Below are 22,116 nucleotides of genomic sequence, written 5' to 3' on the forward strand. Positions count from 1 at the left end.
ACCTGCTTTAACTGTCAAAACGAAAGAAAATCGCTGAAATTGCCACCCTTACCTTTCCATTTTTGCTTGATAAACGTTATAATCACAGCAATTTTCTATTTAAATTTTGGCAACATTCTTAATGCAATTAATTCGAGGCTTTCATAACTTGGCGAACTTTCACGCCCTACAAAAAGGCTGTGTGCTGACTATTGGGAACTTTGACGGCGTTCATATTGGGCACCAAAATATTTTGGCTCGTTTATGTGATAAATCATTGGAGCTAAATTTACCCTCAGTGGTTATGCTATTTGAGCCACAACCTCGTGAATTTTTTGCAAAAAAATCGGCAAATTTAACCGCTTCTTCAGCCCCTGCTCGGCTAATGCGGTTACGGGACAAATTGAAATATCTGGAAGAAGCCGGTATTGATTTTGTCCTCTGCGTACGTTTTAGTGATAAATTTGCGCAGTTATCTGCCGATGCATTCATTAACGAATTGTTAGTGAAACGTTTGCAAGTTCGTTATCTCAGTATTGGCGATGATTTCCGTTTCGGTGAGAAACGTGCCGGCAATTTTGAAATGTTGCATAATGCAGGTCTAAAATACCGTTTTGCGGTAGAAGAAAGCCACACGCACAGTTTTAATCGTGAACGAATCAGCAGCTCTTTGATCCGCCAAGCTTTGCAGCAAGATAATCTTCACTTGGTAGAAAAATTATTAGGCAGACCTTATTCGATCGCAGGGCGAGTAGCACACGGTAATAAGCTCGGTCGAACCATTGGTTTCCCAACTGCAAATATTATGCTTAACCGCTTAGTAATACCGCTGCAAGGCGTATTTGCCGTACAAATTCAAACTCAAACCGGTAAATATAACGGCATTGCTAATGTAGGGAATCGTCCAACCATTAACGGCAGTAAAGCCTTATTAGAAGTACATATTTTTGATTTTAACCGTTCGATTTACGGTGAAGCGATAGAAGTGTTCTTTATGCACAAAATTCGTAACGAGGTGAAATTCCCAAGTTTCGAAGCACTTAAAGTACAAATCGAGAAAGACAGGCAACAAGCGGTCGAATTTTTTAAAGAATTTGCAAAATAGCAAGTAACCTAATAATTACACAAAATTAAACTAAAATTTTATTAACTGGAAAACAAAAATGATTGATTACAAAAACACCTTAAATTTGCCTGAAACAGGCTTTCCTATGCGTGGGGATCTCGCTAAACGCGAACCCGATATGTTAAAAAATTGGTATGACAAAAACTTATATCAAAAAGTACGTGAAAGTTCGAAAGGGAAAAAATCTTTCATTCTGCACGATGGTCCTCCGTATGCAAACGGTAATATTCATATTGGTCACGCAGTTAATAAAATTTTAAAAGATATTATTATGAAATCGAAAACCGCTTTAGGTTTCGATACGCCTTATGTTCCGGGTTGGGACTGCCACGGCTTACCGATCGAATTAAAAGTAGAAGGTCTTGTCGGCAAACCTAACGAGAAAATTTCTGCGGCGGAATTCCGTCAAGCTTGTCGTGATTATGCAAAAGAGCAAGTTGAAGGACAAAAAGCAGACTTTATGCGTTTGGGGGTTTTAGGTGATTGGGAAAATCCGTACCTCACCATGAATTTCGATACGGAAGCGCACATTATCCGTACTTTAGGCAAGGTGATTGCGAACGGTCATTTATACAAAGGTTCTAAACCGGTTCACTGGTGTTTAGACTGTGGTTCATCATTAGCGGAAGCGGAAGTAGAATATGAAGACAAAGTGTCTCCATCTATTTACGTTCGTTTTAAAGCGGTTGATAGCGCTGCAGTTGAAGCAAAATTTAATGCGGTAGGTAAAGGAAGCGGTCAAATTTCTGCAATTATTTGGACCACAACGCCTTGGACATTACCGTCAAACAAAGCAATCTCAATTAATCCAGAATTCGACTACCAACTTGTTCAATTCGGTGAAGAACGTGTCATTTTAGTTAAAGATCTAGTTGAAAGCGTACAAAAAGCCGCAAACGTAGAATCAGTCGAAGTATTAGGTGAAGTAAAAGGTGACGCATTAGAATTAATGCAATTCCAACACCCGTTCTACGATTATAGCGTGCCATTAATTTTAGGCGATCACGTAACGACTGATGGCGGTACAGGTTTAGTACACACCGCACCGGATCACGGTCAAGACGACTTTGTGGTATCGAAAAAATACAACATCGAAATGGCTGGTTTAGTAGCAAATGACGGTAAGTTTATCTCAACTACGCCATTCTTTGCCGGCTTAGGTGTGTTCGAATCAAACGAAAAAGTTTTAGAAAAATTAAAAGAAACCGGTACGTTATTAAAATTAGAACGTATCAAACATAGCTATCCACACTGCTGGCGTCACAAAACACCGATTATCTTCCGTGCGACACCTCAATGGTTTATCGGTATGGAAACACAAGGCTTACGTAAACAAGCATTAGGTGAAATTAAATCAGTACGTTGGATCCCAAGCTGGGGTGAAGCTCGTATTGATACCATGGTAGCAAACCGTCCTGACTGGTGTATCTCTCGCCAACGTACTTGGGGTGTGCCAATGACAATGTTTGTTCACAATGAAACCGAAGAGCTACATCCTCGTACACTTGAAATCTTAGAAAGCGTAGCTAAACGTGTAGAAGAAAAGGGTATTCAAGCATGGTGGGATCTTGATCCGGTTGAAGTACTAGGTGAAGAAGATGCGAAAAACTACCGTAAAGTACCGGATACTTTAGACGTATGGTTCGATTCAGGATCTACTTATGCATCCGTAGTAGAAGCTCGTCCTGAGTTCAATGGTAATAGTACGGATATGTATCTTGAAGGTTCGGACCAACACCGTGGTTGGTTTATGTCTTCATTAATGCTTTCAACGGCAACAAATGGCAAAGCACCGTATAAACAAGTGTTAACTCACGGTTTCGTAGTAGATGAAAAAGGCCGTAAGATGTCAAAATCTTTAGGTAACGTAATCGTACCTTCAGAAGTTTGGAATAAAAACGGTGCGGATATTTTACGTTTATGGGTGGCTTCAACCGACTATACCGGTGAAATCGCCGTTTCGCACAATATCTTAAATAGCGCAGGTGAATCTTATCGCCGTATCCGTAATACGGCACGTTTCTTATTAGCAAACCTAAACGGCTTTGACCCGAAACGTGACTTAGTGAAACCGGAAGAAATGATCGCACTTGACCGTTGGGCGGTAAGTTGTGCATTAGAAGCACAAAATGATATTAAAGAAGCATACGATAACTACCAATTCCACGCAGTAGTACAACGTTTAATGCGTTTCTGTTCTATCGAAATGGGTTCATTCTATTTAGATATTATCAAAGACCGTCAATACACAACCAAAGCAGACAGCCTTGCACGCCGTAGCTGCCAAACAGCGTTATGGCATATCGCAGAAGCATTAGTTCGTTGGATGGCACCAATTCTATCATTCACAGCCGATGAAATTTGGGGTTACTTACCACAAGTGGAAGGTCGTTCGGAGTTTGTATTTACCGAAGAATTCTACGAAGGCTTATTCGGTTTAACCGAAGCGGATAAATTAGATGATGCTTACTGGCAACAAATCTTAAAAGTGCGTGCAGAAGTGAACCGAGTACTTGAGCAAGCTCGTAAAGACAAAGTAATCGGTGCAGGATTAGAAGCGAAAGTAACTGTTTATGCAAATGATGAAATTTGCGCAATGTTGGAACAACTTGGCAATGAACTTCGTTTTGTGCTTATTACTTCACAAGCAATTATCAAGCCGTTAAGTGAAGCGGATGTTACAGAAGGTGAAGTAGCTGGTTTAGCGGTGAAAGTCGAACGTGCCGAAGGTGAAAAATGTCCTCGTTGCTGGCACTTCGCAACCGATATTGGCACTCATGCGGAACATAGCTCAGTATGTGGTCGCTGTGTAGAAAACGTGGCAGGCGACGGTGAAAAACGTTCATTTGCTTAAATATGCTTAAGTAAGATAACCTCGCACTCTGTGCGAGGTTTCATATTACAAAAGTTATTAAATATTTTGTCGCTGGGCGGCAATGCTATACTAACCCGATAGATAAAATATCGGGTCTATCATATAGGATCGTAAAATGCTCATTCTCAATAAACCTAATCACGCAAAAAAACAGCTGGAAGCATTGCGTTTTATTCCGCAAACAGCGGATAAAGTAGAATTTCTAGCAGGTAGCCGTGAGTTCAAAGCTCGCATTTTACAGCTCATTAAAACTGCAAAAAAACGTATTTATTTAACCGCTTTATATTTTGAACAAGATGAAGCGGGACAAGAGATTTTAGATGCGCTCTATCAAGCAAAATTAGCGAATCCAAGCTTAGAAATTAAAATCTTGGTAGATTGGCATCGTGCGCAAAGAGGTCGTATTGGTGAAGAAACTACCAGCTCTAATGCCGACTGGTATGCCAAAATAAAACAGCAATATGATTTACCGCTAGCACAAGAAATTGAATTTTGGGGCGTACCGGTTAACGGTAGAGAAATTTTCGGGGTACTTCACCTTAAAGGCTTTATTTTCGATGATACGCTACTGTATAGCGGCGCAAGTATTAATAATGTTTATTTACAACAGTTAGAACGTTATCGCTATGACCGTTACCATGTTATTGAAAATAGTGTGTTAGCAGATACAATCGTTGCCTTTACACAGCAATATATTTTATCGAATCAAGCTGTAAACCGTTTAGATCAGATTGAACGTCCGGCAACTGTAAAAATTCGCCCACAAATCAAAGCATTTCGTAAACAGCTAAGCCAACAAAGTTACCAATTTGTAGGCCAGCCGAAAAGTGATGAGCTTTGCTTATCACCGATTGTTGGTTTAGGACGTAAAAACCGTTTAAATAAGACAATTGAAGCATTGTTTTATCAAGTGCAAAATAAACTGACGATTTGCACGCCGTATTTTAATTTTCCGCGCTCGCTCTTAACACGCATTTCATGGTTACTTGAAAACGGCAGACAAGTAGAAATCATTGTCGGTGATAAAACAGCAAATGATTTCTATACATCGCCGGAAGAAAAATTCACGATGGCGTCGGCATTACCTTATTTATATGAAAAAAACTTACGTGCCTTTGCTAAACGTTTTGATTTTTATATTCAAAATCAGCAATTGAGCGTACGTTTATGGAAAGACGGTGACAATACCTACCATCTGAAAGGGGTATGGATTGATGACCGTTATATTCTATTAACCGGTAATAATTTAAACCCTAGAGCTTGGGGGCTGGATGCTGAAAATGCGGTATTAATTTATGATCCGAAGTCAGAATTAGGCGATAAAGTGCAGCTAGAACTCACGCAAATTAGAACCTATACACAACAATTGAGCCATTATAGCGATTTAGAAATGGTTAAAGACTATCCATACGATGTTCAGAAATTACTGAAGAAATTTGGACGAGTGAAATTGGATAAAATCGTAAAAATGTTGTTATAACGATTTAATTGACTACGGATAACTTAGCGCTACACAAACTTCTTTTCGATGTGTTTTCTTCGTTATCCGTTGTTTATTTACAAAGGAATAAAAATGAGCGAACAAATTTATGGTATTCATGCCGTAAAAGCTTTCTTAGATAACGCACCGGAACGCTTAATTGAAGTTTTAGTGCTAAAAGGACGTGAAGATAAGCGTCTAAACCCATTATTGAATGAATTACAACGCTTAGGTATTTCCATTCAGCAAGTAAATCGCCAAACATTGGATAACAAAGCGCAAGGTGAAGTTCACCAAGGGATTATTGCGAAAGTAGTACCGCAAAAAGAGCTAAACGAGCACGATCTTGATGTAATCTTGAGTCAAAAGCAAAATCCGTTTTTATTAATTTTAGACGGTGTGACAGATCCACATAACCTTGGTGCTTGTTTGCGTACCGCTGATGCGGCAGGTGTGGATGCGGTTATCGTACCGAAAGATAAATCGGCACAGCTCACCTCAACCGCACGTAAAGTGGCTTGCGGTGCAGCTGAAACTGTGCCGTTAATTCGTGTTACTAATCTTGCTCGCACAATGCGAGAGCTACAAGAACAACATAATATTTGGATTGTCGGCACGGCAGGTGAAGCGACTTCCGGTATTTATCAGGCTAAATTAACCGGTGCTATCGCTTTAGTGATGGGAGCGGAAGGTGACGGTATGCGTCGTCTAACCCGTGAACATTGCGACCAGTTAATTAGTATCCCAATGGCTGGTTCGGTTTCTTCACTGAATGTTTCGGTGGCAACCGGCGTATGTTTATTTGAAATCGTACGCCAAAAACTGGCTGCGCAATAATAATTAGTCTCTTCAAATATGGAAGATGATAAAGCTTCATCTAAGTCACTGGGCATTGGCAAAGTTTGCTAAAAATTTAACCGCTTGTCTCTTCCATATTTTCTCTATTGATGACACGCTTCATACAGCGGTAATAATTGGCGAATGGTTTGGTAAATAAATTCCGTCATATCAATCTGATCGAGCTCGGCCTTTTCGATATTACGTCCGATACACCAAAAATCTTCCTCATTTTCAAGCGATAACGAATCTGTTTCTTTAAGCGTTTTAAAATCGGCATACTCGCTTTCCGCACCGTGCCATACTTCAAAATCTTGGTATTGAGAACGATCTAATTTTTCCAACCATTGATTATATTGCGCTAATAAAATCTGCGAACGATCCGCTCGGTAACAATGCCAATCCAAGCACACCTGTAAACGGCGACGATTTAAAATCACTGATAAAATTGCAGCTGAATTTCGGTTAAATTCGTATTTGTAATAAGCGAAAAAGTGCGCTCTAACCTGCCAACCGTTACACCATTTTTCAATATGCGGTTCGGCAAACGGCATACCAAGCTGACGTGCTACCTCTAAATGCAACGCTTTCCATTTTTGCCACTCCGCTTTGTAATTTGCTTTTATCAACGGAATATCTTCCGGACAATATTTTTTCATTTGCGCAAATTGAAAAAACGGAATTTCAAATAATTCACAACTTTTGGCATTCAGCATTTTGATTCCTCAAATAAAAAGCGGTCGAATTTGCAAATTTTTTCGCAAATTCAACCGCTTGTCATTAGCTAGGATTAGCTACGGGTGTAAACAAATTCCACACCTTCTTCATCTTCTTCCGACCAATCATCATCAAAGTCATCCCAATCTTCTTCGATAGGGTTTTGCATTGCTTCTTGATGATAATCATCCCATTTAAATTTCACTTCATCCGCTTCTTTATTTTCTTCTGCGATTTCACGAGGGTTCGCTTCGATAAAGTCCATAATATCACGGGTAAGATTTTGCACGTTTTGACCGGTTGCAGCAGATATTAAGTAATAATCGCCTTCCCAACCGATTTGTTCTGCGATTTCTTGCGCACGAGCTTGTGCTTCTTCTTCACCAATCGTATCAATCTTATTGAACACTAACCAAGTCGGTTTTTCCGATAATTTTTCGCTATATTGATAAAGCTCACTTTCAATCACCGAAATATTTTGTGCCGGATCGCTTTCATCAATCGGCATAATATCGACTAAGTGAATTAGTACGCGGCAACGTTCAAGGTGTTTTAAGAAACGAATACCTAAACCGGCACCGTCCGCCGCACCTTCAATTAAGCCCGGAATATCCGCCACTACGAAACTGCGATCCGCACCGACACGTGCTACACCTAAACTTGGCACAAGCGTTGTAAACGGATAATCCGCTACTTTCGGTTTTGCAGCCGATACGGCACGGATAAAGGTTGATTTACCGGCATTCGGTAAGCCAAGCATACCAACATCGGCAAGTAGCATTAACTCAAGTAATAAATCACGTTTTTCGCCCGGTGTACCGTTAGTTTTTTGACGAGGCGCACGGTTTACCGACGATTTAAAACGAGTATTACCTAAGCCGTGATAACCGCCTTTTGCCACCAACATTTTCATACCGTGTTTGGTTAAGTCACCGATGACTTCTTGGGTGTCATTGTCGATTGCACGAGTACCGACCGGCACACGTAAAGTAATATCGTTACCACGGTATCCGGTACAGCCGGCACTACGACCATTTTCACCACGACCTGCTGCGTAACGTTTTTCAAAACGGTAGTCGATAAGCGTATTTAAGTTTTCATCAGCGATTAAATAAACATCACCACCGTCACCGCCGTCACCGCCGTCCGGCCCGCCTTTTGGGATATATTTTTCACGGCGGAAACTCACACAACCGTTACCGCCATCGCCTGCTTCGACACGAATCAGGGCTTCATCAATAAATTTCATTGTTATTCCTTTTTTACTCCCCTCTTTAATTTTACTCTCTCCCCTTGTGGGAGAGAGACAGTCTACGGATTCGTTCAGAAACCGTAGGCAGAGAGAGGGGTATCATATTAAAAATCAACTTGTCTCCCCTCTCCCGAATTTCAATTCTAAACGAATTGAAATTATCCCTCTCCCACAAGGGGAGAGGGTCATCTAAAAGAGGGAAAATGTTTTACATTTTTTCAATCGTCTTAATACCTAAGAGATCTAAACCTTGTTTTAGCGTTTTCGCCGTTAATGCGGCTAAACGTAAACGGCTGTTTTTCACGTTTTCTTCCGCATTCAGCATCGGGCAAGCTTCGTAGAAACTTGAGAATGCGCCGGCTAATTCGTATAAGTATTGGCAAAGAATATGTGGCATACCGTCTTTTGCTACGCCGTTTAACGCTTCTTCAAACTGTAAAAGTTTAACCGCTAACGCACGTTCTTTGTCTTCAGTTAAGTTAATTTCGCCATTTAAGCCATTTACATCAATGCCGGCACGGTTGAAAATTGAACGAATACGAGTATAAGCGTACTGCATATACGGTGCGGTGTTGCCTTCAAAGGTCAGCATATTATCCCAGTCGAATACATAGTCTGTGGTACGGTTTTTCGAGAGATCCGAATATTTGACCGAGCCGATTGCCACCGCTTCCACTACCGCTGCTTTTTCTTCTGCGGTTAAATCCGTTGAACGCTCTGAAATTAATTTATCCGCACGTTCAACCGCTTCATCTAATAGATCTTTTAATTTAACCGTACCGCCTGAACGGGTTTTAAACGGCTTACCGTCTTTACCTAACATCATTCCGAAGAACGGATGTTCGAGGCTGAAATTTTCCGGCACATAACCCGCTTTACGGGTAATTAACCACGCTTGTTGCATATGTTGTGCTTGGCGAGAATCCGAGAACACTAACACACGATCAGCATTTAACGTTTCATAGCGATATTTCGCTGCAGCAATATCAGTCGTGGTATATAAGAAACCGCCGTCTTTTTTCTGTACGATAACGCCCATTAGGTCGCCGTCTTTGTTCTTAAATTCATCTAAGAACACTACTAACGCACCGTCGTCTTCTACCGCTAAACCTTTTGCTTTTAGATCCGCTACGATTTCTGGCAACATCGGGTTGTAAAGGCTTTCGCCCATAACATTTTTTTCTGAAAGCGTGACGTTTAAACGATCGTAGTTTTCTTGGTTGTGGTGCATGGTAATATCGACTAATTTTTTCCACATCGTACGGCAATATTCATCACCGCCTTGTAGTTTCACCACATAGTTACGCGCTTTTTCAGCAAACACTTCATCGCTATCATAATGCTCTTTTGCCGCACGATAGAACGCTTCCAAATCGCTTAATTCCATTTGACTGGCGTGTTCATTTTCCATTTTTTCTAAGTAGGCGATTAACATACCGAATTGCGTACCCCAGTCGCCTACGTGGTTGGCACGAATCACTTTATTACCTAAAAATTCTAAGGTACGCACCACTGCATCACCGATAATGGTTGAACGTAAGTGACCTACGTGCATTTCTTTCGCTACGTTCGGCGAAGAATAGTCGATCACGATGGTTTGCGGATTTGCAGTTTTAATCCCAAAATTGACCGCTTGTAATGCTTCACTTGCTTGATTTGCTAGCCATGCTTGGTTTAAGAAAATATTGATAAAGCCCGGACCGGCAATCTCTAATTTATCGGCAATAGCGTTTAAATCTGCGTTATCTAAAATTTTCTGTGCAAATTCACGTGGGTTCATACCTAATTTTTTTGCTGCGCCCATTGCACCGTTTGCTTGATAATCACCAAATTCCGGTTTGCCTGATTGACGAACAAGTGGCTCAACATTGCTTTCTGCACCAGCCGCTATCATTGCTTGTTTAATTTTGTCTGATAAAATCTGTTGAATATTCACGAATATATAACCTTTTTCTACGTGCAATCTCCTGCACGATACTAATTTAAAAATCCGAATAGTGCAGAAAATTGCACTCTAAAGGAAAAACGCTCTATGATACAAGAAAATGCAAAATTTTACGAGAAAATGACCGCTTGTTTTGGTGATTTTTCTGAATTTCAACAAAAAATTCAGCAAATTGCCCATTTGGCGATGCTGGATTTAAATCAGTTTAAAATTGACCATTTAGCAGTCAGAATGAATGATTGGCTGACGGCTGAACAGTGGCGTTCATTTTTACTCGAACACGGCGAATTATTAAAAGAAAGCGAAGTAAACGGGCGACCGATAACTCTTATCAAACTTAATCAGCCGTTATCTTTTTTAGGACAAGATGTTTCGATTATCGAATTACCGTTCCCGAAAGATAAAGTTTACCCGCAGCAAGGCTGGGAACATATTGAAATTGTTTATCCGATGCAGAAAAACGAAACGGTTGAGCAATGGACTCAGCGTGCATTAAAACAATTTCAGTTATTGATTAATGCCAACCTTACGCTTAAAATCAGCCAGCCCAAAGTGGAGGGAGAACAATTGCCTAATCCAAGTATTGCAATTTCAGTAAAGAGTGCAACTTATTGCAATCCTTATTGTCTCAAGCTCCACCCTTATGATATAAATGAGGTGATTTGTTCAGAAAGTCATTTCTGAGCAATTTTTCATTGGAGAATAATATGAAAAAATTAAGTTTCGCAGCAGCTTTAATGGCAAGTTTAACTCTCGTAGGTTGTGCAAATACCGATATTTATAGCGGTAGCGTATATAGCTCAAACCAAGCGAAAGAAGCGCGTTCAATTAGCTATGGCACCATTGTTTCTGTACGTGACGTAAAAATCCAAGCAGATAACCAAGGTGTATTAGGAACTGTTGGTGGTGGCGTTCTTGGTGGCGTAGCCGGCTCAACAATCGGTGGTGGTAGCGGTCGTGCAGTAGCAACAGCAGTTGGTGCGGTTGCCGGTGCACTTATCGGTAATACCGTTGAAGAAAAAGCGACTCAGGTTTCTTCATTAGAAATGGTGATTCGCAAAGATGATGGCAAGGAAATTGTTGTCGTTCAGAAAAAAGAAAAAGGTTTCGTACCGGGTAAACGAGTTCGAATCGTAGGTTCAAACTCAGACCTGAACGTATCTGTTCTTTAATCTATCTTTTTTAAGGATATTGCATAATGAAAAAATTCTCTCTCGCTGTATTAGCGACAGTTGCACTTGCAGCTTGTACGCAAGACTTTTACTCAGATAAAGGTAATGCAACTGTATTAAGTTCTAAAGATCTTTCTAAAGATGTCGTAGAACTCACTGTTCGTAAAGATAATGGTGAAGTAGTTACCATGACTCGTGAATATGATTCTCATGCTGCTGTTGGTGCACGAGTAAACGTGTCAGATAACTATGAGCATAAAGATCCGGATTTAAAAACAATTCATCGTTATGAATTTAAATAATCTGCAGAATTAAAGTTAAAAGTCCTGAACAACCTGTTCAGGGCTTTTTTCTTATATAACTAAAGCCAACGCCGTACTTGCCGGCAATATTGGGTAAAACTTTCCTCAAATTTTTTCTGTAAAGCTCGCTCTTCCGATTTAATTTGGAACCGATTTAAATAGTACACAAATCCAATAATCACCAGTGAAGCAAAATATCTATTAAGCCATACTGCCCATGCAATAAGCAAAAACATTAATCCAAGATACATCGGATTACGGCTAAAGCGATAAATACCCCAAGTAACCAATTGTGAACTTTGCTGTGGCGTAACAGGGCTAATCGTTGTTTTTGCTTGTTTCAACGCATAAAGCCCTGCAACGCTTACTGCGATGCCGACTCCAGCAAATAAAAAACCGAGCCATTGAGGCAATGGATAATGCTCGCCACTTGGTAGTAAGTAAATCAACAACAAACAAAACACAAACAATAACGGAGGCGGTAGTTTAAGTTCCATAATGTAAATTTCCGTTAAAAAATAACCGCTTGCGGTATGCCACAAGCGGTCAAATTTACATAATTTTTTGCAAATTACACGTTAAAGCGGAAGTGCATTACATCGCCGTCTTGTACGATATAATCTTTCCCTTCTAAACGCCATTTACCCGCTTCTTTCGCACCAGCTTCGCCTTTATTATCAATAAAGTCTTGATAACCAATCACTTCCGCACGAATAAAGCCTTTTTCGAAGTCAGTGTGAATAACTGCCGCCGCTTTTGGTGCGGTTGCACCAACAGAAACGGTCCAAGCACGTACTTCTTTTACACCTGCGGTAAAGTATGTTTGTAAGTTTAATAAACGGTAGCCAGCACGAATTACACGGTTCAAGCCCGGCTCTTCAATGCCTAAGTCTTGTAAAAACTCGACTTTTTCTTCGTCATCTAATTCAGCAATTTCCGATTCAATCGCAGCGCATACCGGCACAACTACTGCGCCTTCTTTTTCAGCGATTTCACGTACGCGATCTAAATACGGGTTATTTTCGAAGCCGTCTTCGTTCACGTTCGCAATGTACATTGTCGGTTTTAAGGTTAAGAAGTTATAACCTTTGATCGCGTGTAATTCGTCTTTATCTAAATCAACAGAACGAATCATACCGGCATTTTCAAGCACCGGTAAGATTTTTTCCATAATCGATAATTCGAATTTCGCTTCTTTATCACCGCCTTTCGCACGTTTTTGTAAACGTTGAATTGCACGCTCACAGCTGTCTAAATCCGCTAACGCAAGTTCAGTATTGATGATTTCAATATCATCCGCCGGATCAATCTTACCGGCAACGTGTACGATATCGTCATTTTCAAAACAACGCACTACGTGACCAATCGCATCCGTTTCACGAATATTGGCTAAGAATTTATTGCCTAAACCTTCACCTTTACTTGCACCGGCTACTAGACCTGCAATATCCACGAATTCCATCGTGGTTGGAAGTACACGCTCAGGTTTCACGATTTCCGCTAATGCGTCTAAGCGAGGATCCGGCATTGGTACAACACCCGTATTCGGTTCGATCGTACAGAACGGATAGTTAGCCGCTTCAATACCCGCTTTGGTTAACGCATTGAAAAGAGTTGATTTACCTACGTTCGGTAAACCCACGATACCACATTTAAATCCCATAATTTCCTCTTAATTTTCACGGAATACACAGAAGAATATTGAAAATGACAAGCGGTCTGATTTTGCTAAAAATTTGCAAATTTCTAAAAGAAAATAACCGCTTGTTTATGCCATCAAGCATTCTTCCGTGACAAATAATATTATGCTTTAAAACCGTTGAGACGATTGGTTGCTTTCGTCACACCGTCTTTAAATAGAACATCTACACAGCGACCGGCTTCATCCACCGCCGCATTAATTTTTTCTTGATCCTGCGGGCTTGGTTTACCTAATACATAACCGGCAACCAATTCTTTACTGCCCGGATGCCCGATACCAATACGCACACGGTAAAAATTATTACTGTTACCAAGGCTGGCAATAATATCTTTTAAACCGTTATGACCGCCATGACCGCCACCTTGCTTAATTTTCGCTACGCCCGGCGGTAAATCCAATTCATCATGAGCGACTAAAATTTCTTCCGGTTTAATACGATAGAAATTCGCTAAAGCGCCAACCGCTTTACCGCTTAAATTCATAAAAGTGGTCGGCACAAGCAAACGAACCTCGCCGCCCGCCGTATTAATTTTTGCGACTTTTCCAAAAAATTTAGCTTCTTCTTTTAAGCTGACATTAAATTGACGAGCAATTTCATTAATTAGCCATTCACCGGCATTGTGACGAGTATCTTCGTATTTCGCCCCTGGGTTAGCTAATCCAACGATAAGTTTAATTTGTGACATTCTCTGTCCTATTCGATTAACAGGGAAAAGCCCTAAAATGAAAAGTCGTTATTGTAGGCAAAAAGGGCATTTTCTACAAGGAAAATGCCCTTTTTTAGTTGAATTTATACTGCTAAAGAATTTGCTACTTCACTGCCATTTTTAACCGCTTTCGGATCTTCACCGTATTTATTTGTGAAACGTTGACCATCTTTAAGCATTAAAAACAGTATAAAAATCCATATACATCCTATACTTGCAAGTGTCAAAAAATATAAGGAATATTCAACATCACTAATCGACCCCAATTCTTGATCTAAAGAGAAGACTGTTGCAATACTTAAAATAATAACAATCACATAAGGTAATAACTGCCACCAACCAGACCAACCTAAATCGTGTAAACGTCGAGTCGTGACACTTATCGAAGGAATAAATATCGCAAATTGGTAGAGGTATAACAGGATTGTTAATCCGTTTGCAACATTTTCTAGTCCAATAGCAAAACAAACACCAACTAAGATATTTAATATAATAGCTATCAAAATATTGATTAAATAAAACCAACCATATTCTCTACGTCTAGCTCGAACGGTAAAGTTAAAACTTCGTTTTAATGCGAATAAACACCAATTCATCAAGTTCTCCTTTTATCTTATTAAATTATGAGTATTGGTTTAATACTGAATATTTAGGACTTTTACCAAATCGATTAGTAAATGGCTGCCCATCTTTGAATGTTAGGTATAAGAAATATGCAAAAACAATCACGAGACTGACCATCATAAATAATCCGCCTTTTTGAGAAGAAGATACCGCTTCGATAATTTCATCCGGCATAAATGTGAGAACACACAGTGAGGTATTTACAATAACCAACAATGATTGCCACCAACCAGAATAACCTAAATCATGTAAGCGTCTTGCCGTTACACTCATCAGCGGTAATAGCAACAAAATATCTAAAGCATAATTAACAAAATTAAAGGCGTCAGCTATATGCGGTAAACGTAATGCAAATAATACTTTTGCCAAAAACCAAATTAATAGGCTACTTGCTTCATAAATCCAAATAAACCAAGCAAACTCTAAGCGTCTTGCTCTTCCAGAATAATCAAACGTATGGCGTAGCACATACATAAACCATTCCATTCATACCTCCTTACAATCACACATCAAATAATAATTATTCGTTTTCTATAAATTTTGAAGCAAATTGGGCTACTTGTCACTCAATTTGAATAAATTTGCATACTTAGGTTGTCCTAAACCCATAAATCAGCGAAAATAGCTCAATATTTTTAAGGTGGCTCGTCCACCTTTTTGTTTCAATTTTAATCTAGAGAAAAGCATGTCATACCCACAAGAAGTTAATAAGCGTCGCACCTTTGCGATTATTTCTCACCCCGATGCGGGTAAAACTACGATTACCGAAAAAGTTTTACTTTACGGAAATGCCATTCAAACAGCCGGCTCGGTTAAGGGCAAAGGCTCAAGCGCGCACGCAAAATCCGACTGGATGGAAATGGAAAAACAACGTGGTATCTCTATTACTACGTCTGTCATGCAATTTCCTTACAATGATTGTTTAGTTAATTTATTGGATACGCCCGGACACGAAGACTTCTCTGAAGATACATATCGTACACTAACCGCAGTAGATAGCTGTTTAATGGTTATCGACAGCGCAAAAGGTGTTGAGGAACGTACGATCAAATTAATGGAAGTGACTCGTCTGCGTGATACACCAATTTTAACCTTTATGAATAAACTCGACCGTGATATCCGTGATCCGATGGAATTATTGGACGAGGTTGAAAGCGTCCTAAAAATTCGTTGTGCGCCGATTACCTGGCCGATTGGTTGCGGCAAATTATTTAAAGGCGTATATCATATTGCGAAAGACGAAACCTATCTTTACCAATCAGGTCAAGGCTCAACCATTCAAGAAGTGCGTATCGTAAAAGGCTTAAACAGCCCTGAACTTGATGCTGCAGTCGGCGATGATTTAGCGAACCAGTTACGTGAAGAATTAGAATTGGTACAAGGTGCATCAAACGAATTTGATCACGAAGCATTTATCAACGGCGAACTCACACCAGTATTTTTCGGTACCGCATTAGGTAACTTCGGTGTGGATCATTTCCTAGATGGGTTAACCGAATGGGCGCCAAAACCGCAAGCACGTCAAACCGACGTGCGTACGGTAGAATCTAGTGAAGAAAAATTCTCAGGTTTCGTATTTAAGATCCAAGCGAATATGGATCCGAAACACCGTGACCGAGTGGCATTTATGCGCGTTGTATCAGGCAAATACGAAAAAGGTATGAAGCTCAAACACGTACGTATCGGCAAAGATGTCGTGATTTCCGATGCCTTAACCTTTATGGCGGGCGATCGTTCACACGCTGAAGAAGCCTATGCCGGCGATATTATCGGTTTACATAACCACGGCACAATCCAAATCGGCGATACTTTCACCCAAGGTGAAGTAATGAAATTTACCGGGATTCCAAACTTTGCACCGGAGCTATTCCGCCGTATTCGTTTGAAAGATCCGCTCAAGCAAAAACAATTGTTAAAAGGTTTAGTGCAACTTTCGGAAGAAGGTGCAGTACAGGTGTTCCGCCCATTAATGAACAATGACTTGATTGTAGGCGCAGTCGGTGTACTTCAGTTTGACGTGGTGGTTTCTCGTCTGAAAACCGAATATAACGTGGAAGCGATTTATGAAGCGGTAAACGTAGCAACTGCCCGTTGGGTTGAATGTAAGGATGCGAAGAAATTCGAAGAATTCAAACGTAAAAACGAACAAAACCTTGCGTTAGACGGTGGTGATAACTTGACTTATATCGCTCCGACGATGGTGAACTTAAATCTGGCGCAAGAACGCTATCCGGACGTTGAGTTCTTCAAAACACGTGAACATTAATCGAAAACAAGCGGTCAAATTTTGCAAATTTTTTGCAAAAAATCACCGCTTGATTTAAGTAAAAAATGCGACCTTAAGGTCGCATTTTTCTTATACCTGATTCAAAGTATAAATTACCAGAAGTAACCCATACCGACAGAACCGCCAAGCTCTTTACGTGTATTCGCACTGAAAGACACTTTCACGCCAACACCACTTGGTAGAGATTGTGAGTAACCTACCGCTACCGCACTTTGGCTTTCATATTGACCCACTGCAGCCGTTACACCTGATTGACCTGCCGGTGCTTGTAATAAACCTGCGGTTGCAATTGCTGATGCCGTGCCAGCCTTACGATCTTTATTTAAACGATTTAAACGTTTGTCAAAATCATTACGCGTTTGATTTAACTGGCGCACATTTACTGCGTCGCCTGCTTCAACACCATCCGCAACATTAGTAATACGTTTGTTATTCATATTAATGCCGTTGCTATCAATCGTTGGGCCATTCTTAACTGAAACCGAATCAGCCGTTACTTTCGCAAAAGTCGGATTATCGATAGTTGCTACAGTAATCGTATTCGCATTTTGAGTGATTGCAATATTCTTACCTGAATGTACCGCTACCGTTTCACCCGATTTCACATTATGGGTAGTAACTTTACCATCTGCCGCTTTAGTTGAAACATTCACGCCTTTATTTGCTGCCGCTGCCGTATCAATCTTCGATTTCACTTCATCAGATAAGCCATATACCACTTTACCTTGACCGTCTGTAGTCACATTTAGATCTGAAGTCGCACCAAAGGTTAAGCTATCGCCTTGTTCCAATGTCCAAGTATCCGCTAACGCATCAGAACTTAACGCTGCTTCATTGTTGCTTACGTTGAAGGTATAAGCGGTTGATTTATCTGCTTTTTCATCAAGTTGTGCTTTATTTACCGCATCTGTACTGTTTGTGCCGGCTGTAACATTACTAATTACTTTATCTGCCGCATCAATACCTGCCGCCGTAAGTTCCGGACCGTTTGTCACACCAAGTGAAGTCGTTGCAATTGCTTGGTTAGCATTCATTACATTACTATCAATACGTGCAATCTCAGAAGAGCCTGCAATAATTTGATCAGTATTTACACGAGCGATATTACCTGTACCTGCAACTAATAAATCAGTATTTACATTTGAAATGTTACCTGTACCTGCAACTAATAAATCCGCATTTACATTTGAAATATTACCTGTACCACCGACAATTTGATCTGCATTTACACGAGAAATATTACCCGTACCGCCATTAATTTGATCTACATTTACACGAGCGACGTCTGTTGTACCTGCAACAATTTGATCTGCATTTACACGTGCAGAGGTTGCTATATCTGCAGTAGATACGACGGCTGATGTCTCAAGGAATGCTTCCGCCGTAGCACTATCTACACTTTCCAGAACAAGGTTTACCGGATCTACTGTCATCGTCATTAATTCAGGATCTGCGCTGAAATCCTCAAAACTATCTAATGATCTTCTGCTACGGCTACTTCTAGGCGCTGCTTCAGTATTCTCCGTTTCACTTGTTAAACCCGTGTTACTTACTAACTCTGAAGGAGCAATGTTTGGATAATAAAGTAATGCATTACTCACTAAAATTTGATATAGCTGTCCACCATTGATTGCATCTGTACTGAATTCAGAAATATCACCAGCAGCTAAATTAGTAATACCGTTTGAGCTAATTTTCGGCCCATCCGCAACATTAATCGTATTTACTACGTGTAAATTATCTGTATTAACAGTATTTGAAGAGAAACTTGCCGTACGGATTCTATTCGCATCAAGCACACCTGAAACCGCTAATGATTCTGTTCTTACACGAGCTGCATCAACAATTCCCGAAGCAGATAATGAACCGGTTCTGATACGTGCTGCATCAATCACACCTGAAGCCGCTAATGACCCCGTTCTAACACGGGCAGCATCAATGATACCTGATGCTGCCAAATAATTTGTATTAACTTTTTCCGCATTTACTTTTGTTGCATTCACTGCGTTTGAAGCCGTTAATGATGCTGTATTAACTTGTGTTGCATTCACTGCATCTGACGCTGTTAATGAAGCGGTGTTAATTTGTGTTGCATTTACTGCCGCTTTCGCGGTAATTGAGTCGGTGTTTACTTGCGTTGCATTTACCGCTTTCGCATCAACTGTTGTTGATTTCACATTTTCCGCATTCACTTTTTGTGAATTTACTGCATTTGAAGCAGTTAACGATGCCGTATTAATTTGCGTTGCATTCACCGCATCTGATGCTGTTAATGATGCTGTATTAATTTGTGTCGCATTTACCGCATCTGATGCCGTTAATGACGCTGTGTTAATTTGGGTCGCATTTACTGCCGCTCTTGCTGTAATTGAGTCGGTGTTTACTTGCGTTGCATTTACCGCTTTCGCATCAACTGTTGTGGATTTCACGTTTTCCGCATTCACTTTTTGTGAATTTACTGCATTTGAAGCAGTTAACGATGCCGTATTAATTTGCGTTGCATTCACCGCATTTGATGCTGTTAATGATGCTGTATTAATTTGTGTTGCATTTACTGCATCTGACGCTGTTAATGAAGCGGTGTTAATTTGTGTTGCATTTACTGCCGCTCTTGCTGTAATTGAGTCGGTGTTTACTTGTGTGCTATTAACTGTTTTTGCATCAATTTCATTGGTACTTACAGTAAAAGTATTTAAGCGATTCGTATTTGAAGTTGTCGCATTTACAACATTTGCTGCAACATTCAACGCATTTACCTGTGCAGAATTAACCGCTTCTGAAGCTGTTAAGGCAATTGTGTTTACTTTTGTTGCATTTACTGCGCCTGAGGCCGTAAGACCAGCCGTATTGATTTGCGTTGCATTTACTGCTCCTGCAGCTGTTAACGAAGCAGTATTAATTTGAGTTGCATTTACCGCACCTGATGCAGTAATAGAACCTGTATTAATTTGAGTTGTATTAATTGCATCGCTACCTAATGTTGTAGTACGTACTGATGAAAATACTACATTATCAGCAGAAGAAATATTTAATGTATTTCCTTGTGCAGCAAGATTTAAATTATTATCTGAATAACTTTATTTAAGTTATCGGCAGTAACCGTTGCCGTTGTTAATTCATTTGCCATTGATGTTGTATAAAGAGACGATAAAGCTAATGCAATTATCGTTTTACTCATTTTTTTATTTACATACATATTCCCACCTCAAATTAAGGAATTTGATTTCTTTCAGTTAAATTTCATTCATTCTTTATCAAATTAATCGTAAACAACATTCAATCTTATTTAGATAAATAATCTAATAAAGAACTAAATGAATATATACCTTTTAATCTATATTTACTAACTAATCGGATCTCCACTATAAAAATATATTCTTTATTACACATCGGATTTGCTTGGCTATCTTTACAAAACAAATAACTACTTTTTTTATGGATTTATGATAGAATCAGCGCCATATCTGTAAAATACTTGACTAAATTAAAAGGAAATTATAATGAAAAAATGGCTGTTCCCATTACTTGCAACTACACTATTTACTGTGGGTTGTGAAGATAAATCGGTTTCTCAAAACATCCAACAAGACACTAAAAAAACTGAAACAAATGAATTAAAAAACAATGAGTTAACACAAGTTACCGTTATTGCGCCTTGGGAGCTAAATAGCTTACACCCGACTCAATCCGGTGTTATTTTCCAGCGAATGAACTTAGCAGAGACCTTAGTTGAAGCAAATGAAAAAGGAGAGTTAATCCCTGGGCTTGCGACTGAATGGAAAAGCAATAAAGATGCAACGGAATGGACTTTCACCTTACGAGATGCCACCTTCCATAACGGCGAAAAATTAAATGCTCAAATTGTTGTAAAGAATTTAAATTTAGTAATGAATCAACCAAGCATTCTAAAAAAGGCATTTATTAAAGAAATTAATGTTTTAAATCAGAATCAATTAAAATTTAAATTAACAAAATCTTTTGTACCATTCCCTGCATTTTTAACACATTATTCAACAATTATTTTAGCTGAAGAATCATTTAATGAAAAAAATGAAGTTGTTAAATTAATTGGAACAGGTGCATTTAAAGCAAATAAAATTGAAGCACCACAAAAAATAGAGGCTATTCGCTTTGAACAATATTGGGGAGAAAAACCAAAAGTTATTCATGCCAATTATTTAGCAAGCAGCCGTAGCGAAACGCGTGTATTAATGGCTCAAAGCGATGCAAGTTCATTAGTGTTTAACTTAGATACGGCGAGTGTCGCACGTTTAAAAACTAATCCTGATTTGACTGTCACCACTGGTTCTATCGCTCGTACTATTCAAATGAAAATGGATGTGGCAAAACCGTTTTTTAAAGACTTAGCAATTCGCCAAGCGCTTTCACAGGCAATCAATCGTAAAGCGATTGCTGAACAAGTTTTAAAAATCGAAGATGGCATAGCGGATCAAATTCTACCGAAAGCCTTTGCTGATTGGCGTGTGGAAAGTAAAGATGAAACTGTTGATATTGCAACAATTAAACAAAATTTAATCTCGGCCGGCTACCAATTTAATGATGAAGGCAAATTAACCAATAAAGAAGGAAAACCATTCAGCTTTACTTTAAGAACCTTCTCGGATCGTCCGGAATTGCCGATTATTGCGACTATTTTACAAGCACAATGGAAACAAATCGGAATTGATGTAAATGTATCGGTCGGAAACTTTAGTGAAATCCCTGCCGGTCATAAAGACGGTAGCTTAGAAATGGCGCTATATGCGCTGAACTATGGTAAAACTATCGATCCATTCGGTGTAATCGTGCAAGATTATGCCAAAGGCGGTAGTGATTGGGGTGTGATGAACTGGAGCAACGACCAATTGGCGCAAACCTTAGAGAAAATCGAAACAGAACGTGATCCGCAACAAGCTAAACAGTTAAAGCAAACTGTTAGCCAAATCATTCACGATGAGTTGCCGATTATTCCGGTAGTGTATTATCAGCAAAATGTGGCTACACATAATGAGTTGAAAGGCGTTACACTCGACCCATTCGAAAGAAGATTCTTTTTAGAAAGACTTACAAAATAACATTATCAAATTAGCGTTTAAAACACGGAAAACAGC

General features: G+C 39.7%; 19 protein-coding genes. 9 read left to right on the plus strand and 10 right to left on the minus strand.

The genetic code is table 11. From position 1 onward, the window contains the following. The first annotated feature begins 121 nt into the window (after nucleotides 1-121). The 4 genes from ribF (at nucleotide 122) to rlmB (ending at nucleotide 6,297) form a co-directional block, all read left to right on the plus strand. Nucleotides 122-1,084, plus strand: a complete 963-nt coding sequence (gene ribF, locus ASU1_RS07120) for a bifunctional riboflavin kinase/FAD synthetase (protein WP_039195308.1) — start codon at nucleotides 122-124, stop codon at nucleotides 1,082-1,084. 58 nt (nucleotides 1,085-1,142) lie between these two features. Next, a complete protein-coding gene (ileS, locus tag ASU1_RS07125; protein WP_014992092.1) occupies nucleotides 1,143-3,959 on the plus strand; it encodes an isoleucine--tRNA ligase in 2,817 nt (938 codons plus the stop codon). A 136-nt stretch (nucleotides 3,960-4,095) separates the two neighbouring features. Continuing rightward, nucleotides 4,096-5,460, plus strand: coding sequence for a CDP-diacylglycerol--serine O-phosphatidyltransferase (gene pssA / locus ASU1_RS07130; RefSeq protein WP_014992093.1), 1,365 nt, complete (start codon nucleotides 4,096-4,098; stop codon nucleotides 5,458-5,460). Between the two features lie 93 nt (nucleotides 5,461-5,553). After that, complete coding sequence (gene rlmB / locus ASU1_RS07135) at nucleotides 5,554-6,297, plus strand: 23S rRNA (guanosine(2251)-2'-O)-methyltransferase RlmB (protein WP_014992094.1); 744 nt, start codon at nucleotides 5,554-5,556, stop codon at nucleotides 6,295-6,297. Between the two features lie 104 nt (nucleotides 6,298-6,401). Here the strand turns inward: rlmB and ASU1_RS07140 are convergent, their stop codons facing one another. From ASU1_RS07140 to argS, 3 genes are all read right to left on the minus strand, one after another. Next, complete coding sequence (locus ASU1_RS07140; RefSeq protein ID WP_014992095.1) at nucleotides 6,402-7,013, minus strand: HI_0552 family protein; 612 nt, start codon at nucleotides 7,011-7,013, stop codon at nucleotides 6,402-6,404. A 74-nt stretch (nucleotides 7,014-7,087) separates the two neighbouring features. Further along, nucleotides 7,088-8,263 (minus strand): Obg family GTPase CgtA, encoded by a 1,176-nt coding sequence (gene cgtA, locus ASU1_RS07145; RefSeq protein ID WP_014992096.1) that lies wholly within the window; start codon nucleotides 8,261-8,263, stop codon nucleotides 7,088-7,090. A 211-nt stretch (nucleotides 8,264-8,474) separates the two neighbouring features. After that, nucleotides 8,475-10,202 carry an arginine--tRNA ligase gene (gene argS, locus ASU1_RS07150; protein WP_014992097.1) on the minus strand — a complete coding sequence of 576 codons (1,728 nt, stop codon included), beginning with the start codon at nucleotides 10,200-10,202 and terminating at the stop codon, nucleotides 8,475-8,477. Between the two features lie 96 nt (nucleotides 10,203-10,298). Here argS and ASU1_RS07155 point away from each other — a divergent pair, with 96 nt between their 5' ends. From ASU1_RS07155 to ASU1_RS07165, 3 genes are read left to right on the plus strand one after another with little or no spacing between them, the layout of a single operon-like run. Further along, nucleotides 10,299-10,895, plus strand: a complete 597-nt coding sequence (locus tag ASU1_RS07155) for a VOC family protein (protein WP_014992098.1) — start codon at nucleotides 10,299-10,301, stop codon at nucleotides 10,893-10,895. Between the two features lie 23 nt (nucleotides 10,896-10,918). Further along, nucleotides 10,919-11,383 (plus strand): outer membrane lipoprotein, encoded by a 465-nt coding sequence (locus tag ASU1_RS07160; RefSeq protein WP_014992099.1) that lies wholly within the window; start codon nucleotides 10,919-10,921, stop codon nucleotides 11,381-11,383. Between the two features lie 26 nt (nucleotides 11,384-11,409). Next, a complete protein-coding gene (locus tag ASU1_RS07165) occupies nucleotides 11,410-11,685 on the plus strand; it encodes a hypothetical protein (protein WP_014992100.1) in 276 nt (91 codons plus the stop codon). 59 nt (nucleotides 11,686-11,744) lie between these two features. Here the strand turns inward: ASU1_RS07165 and ASU1_RS07170 are convergent, their stop codons facing one another. From ASU1_RS07170 to ASU1_RS07190, 5 genes are all read right to left on the minus strand, one after another. Further along, the gene (locus ASU1_RS07170) at nucleotides 11,745-12,182 is read right to left on the minus strand and encodes a methyltransferase family protein (protein WP_014992101.1); all 438 of its coding nucleotides are present in this window, start codon (nucleotides 12,180-12,182) and stop codon (nucleotides 11,745-11,747) included. Between the two features lie 74 nt (nucleotides 12,183-12,256). Continuing rightward, a complete protein-coding gene (gene ychF / locus ASU1_RS07175; RefSeq protein ID WP_014992102.1) occupies nucleotides 12,257-13,348 on the minus strand; it encodes a redox-regulated ATPase YchF in 1,092 nt (363 codons plus the stop codon). Nucleotides 13,349-13,488: 140 nt separating this feature from the next. Then, a complete protein-coding gene (gene pth, locus ASU1_RS07180; RefSeq protein ID WP_014992103.1) occupies nucleotides 13,489-14,073 on the minus strand; it encodes an aminoacyl-tRNA hydrolase in 585 nt (194 codons plus the stop codon). 104 nt (nucleotides 14,074-14,177) lie between these two features. Beyond that, nucleotides 14,178-14,690: a DUF805 domain-containing protein gene (locus ASU1_RS07185; RefSeq protein ID WP_014992104.1), complete on the minus strand. Its 513-nt coding sequence runs from the start codon at nucleotides 14,688-14,690 to the stop codon at nucleotides 14,178-14,180. Between the two features lie 25 nt (nucleotides 14,691-14,715). After that, a complete protein-coding gene (locus tag ASU1_RS07190) occupies nucleotides 14,716-15,204 on the minus strand; it encodes a DUF805 domain-containing protein (protein ID WP_039195312.1) in 489 nt (162 codons plus the stop codon). Nucleotides 15,205-15,403: 199 nt separating this feature from the next. On the opposite strand from ASU1_RS07190, the gene prfC reads away from it, so the two are divergent. Further along, nucleotides 15,404-16,984 carry a peptide chain release factor 3 gene (gene prfC / locus ASU1_RS07195; RefSeq protein WP_014992106.1) on the plus strand — a complete coding sequence of 527 codons (1,581 nt, stop codon included), beginning with the start codon at nucleotides 15,404-15,406 and terminating at the stop codon, nucleotides 16,982-16,984. Between the two features lie 113 nt (nucleotides 16,985-17,097). Here the strand turns inward: prfC and ASU1_RS07200 are convergent, their stop codons facing one another. Both ASU1_RS07200 and ASU1_RS12060 read right to left on the minus strand, forming a co-directional pair. Continuing rightward, nucleotides 17,098-19,752: a YadA family autotransporter adhesin gene (locus ASU1_RS07200; RefSeq protein WP_231951970.1), complete on the minus strand. Its 2,655-nt coding sequence runs from the start codon at nucleotides 19,750-19,752 to the stop codon at nucleotides 17,098-17,100. Nucleotides 19,753-20,060: 308 nt separating this feature from the next. Continuing rightward, entirely contained in the window at nucleotides 20,061-20,201 is a 141-nt protein-coding gene (locus ASU1_RS12060; protein WP_235189030.1) for a hypothetical protein, read from the minus strand. 304 nt (nucleotides 20,202-20,505) lie between these two features. Between ASU1_RS12060 and ASU1_RS07205 the strand changes: the two genes are divergently transcribed. After that, complete coding sequence (locus ASU1_RS07205) at nucleotides 20,506-22,080, plus strand: ABC transporter substrate-binding protein (RefSeq protein WP_039195314.1); 1,575 nt, start codon at nucleotides 20,506-20,508, stop codon at nucleotides 22,078-22,080. Nucleotides 22,081-22,116: the final 36 nt, after the last annotated feature.

It is taken from the genome of Actinobacillus suis ATCC 33415 (assembly GCF_000739435.1).
Taxonomy (GTDB): Bacteria; Pseudomonadota; Gammaproteobacteria; order Enterobacterales; family Pasteurellaceae; genus Actinobacillus; species Actinobacillus suis.

Bases quoted from the DNA above. Each gene is read 5' to 3' on its own strand.
- ASU1_RS07190 (WP_039195312.1), bottom strand. From the start codon at position 15,204: ATGGAATGGTTTATGTATGTGCTACGCCATACGTTTGATTATTCTGGA.
- ileS (WP_014992092.1), top strand. From the start codon at position 1,143: ATGATTGATTACAAAAACACCTTAAATTTGCCTGAAACAGGCTTTCCT.
- rlmB (WP_014992094.1), top strand. From the start codon at position 5,554: ATGAGCGAACAAATTTATGGTATTCATGCCGTAAAAGCTTTCTTAGAT.
- ASU1_RS07160 (WP_014992099.1), top strand. From the start codon at position 10,919: ATGAAAAAATTAAGTTTCGCAGCAGCTTTAATGGCAAGTTTAACTCTC.
- ASU1_RS07165 (WP_014992100.1), top strand. From the start codon at position 11,410: ATGAAAAAATTCTCTCTCGCTGTATTAGCGACAGTTGCACTTGCAGCT.
- ASU1_RS07205 (WP_039195314.1), top strand. From the start codon at position 20,506: ATGAAAAAATGGCTGTTCCCATTACTTGCAACTACACTATTTACTGTG.
- pth (WP_014992103.1), bottom strand. From the start codon at position 14,073: ATGTCACAAATTAAACTTATCGTTGGATTAGCTAACCCAGGGGCGAAA.
- ychF (WP_014992102.1), bottom strand. From the start codon at position 13,348: ATGGGATTTAAATGTGGTATCGTGGGTTTACCGAACGTAGGTAAATCA.
- ASU1_RS07140 (WP_014992095.1), bottom strand. From the start codon at position 7,013: ATGCTGAATGCCAAAAGTTGTGAATTATTTGAAATTCCGTTTTTTCAA.
- ASU1_RS07185 (WP_014992104.1), bottom strand. From the start codon at position 14,690: ATGAATTGGTGTTTATTCGCATTAAAACGAAGTTTTAACTTTACCGTT.
- cgtA (WP_014992096.1), bottom strand. From the start codon at position 8,263: ATGAAATTTATTGATGAAGCCCTGATTCGTGTCGAAGCAGGCGATGGC.
- pssA (WP_014992093.1), top strand. From the start codon at position 4,096: ATGCTCATTCTCAATAAACCTAATCACGCAAAAAAACAGCTGGAAGCA.
- ASU1_RS07155 (WP_014992098.1), top strand. From the start codon at position 10,299: ATGATACAAGAAAATGCAAAATTTTACGAGAAAATGACCGCTTGTTTT.
- prfC (WP_014992106.1), top strand. From the start codon at position 15,404: ATGTCATACCCACAAGAAGTTAATAAGCGTCGCACCTTTGCGATTATT.
- ribF (WP_039195308.1), top strand. From the start codon at position 122: ATGCAATTAATTCGAGGCTTTCATAACTTGGCGAACTTTCACGCCCTA.
- ASU1_RS07170 (WP_014992101.1), bottom strand. From the start codon at position 12,182: ATGGAACTTAAACTACCGCCTCCGTTATTGTTTGTGTTTTGTTTGTTG.
- ASU1_RS12060 (WP_235189030.1), bottom strand. From the start codon at position 20,201: ATGTATGTAAATAAAAAAATGAGTAAAACGATAATTGCATTAGCTTTA.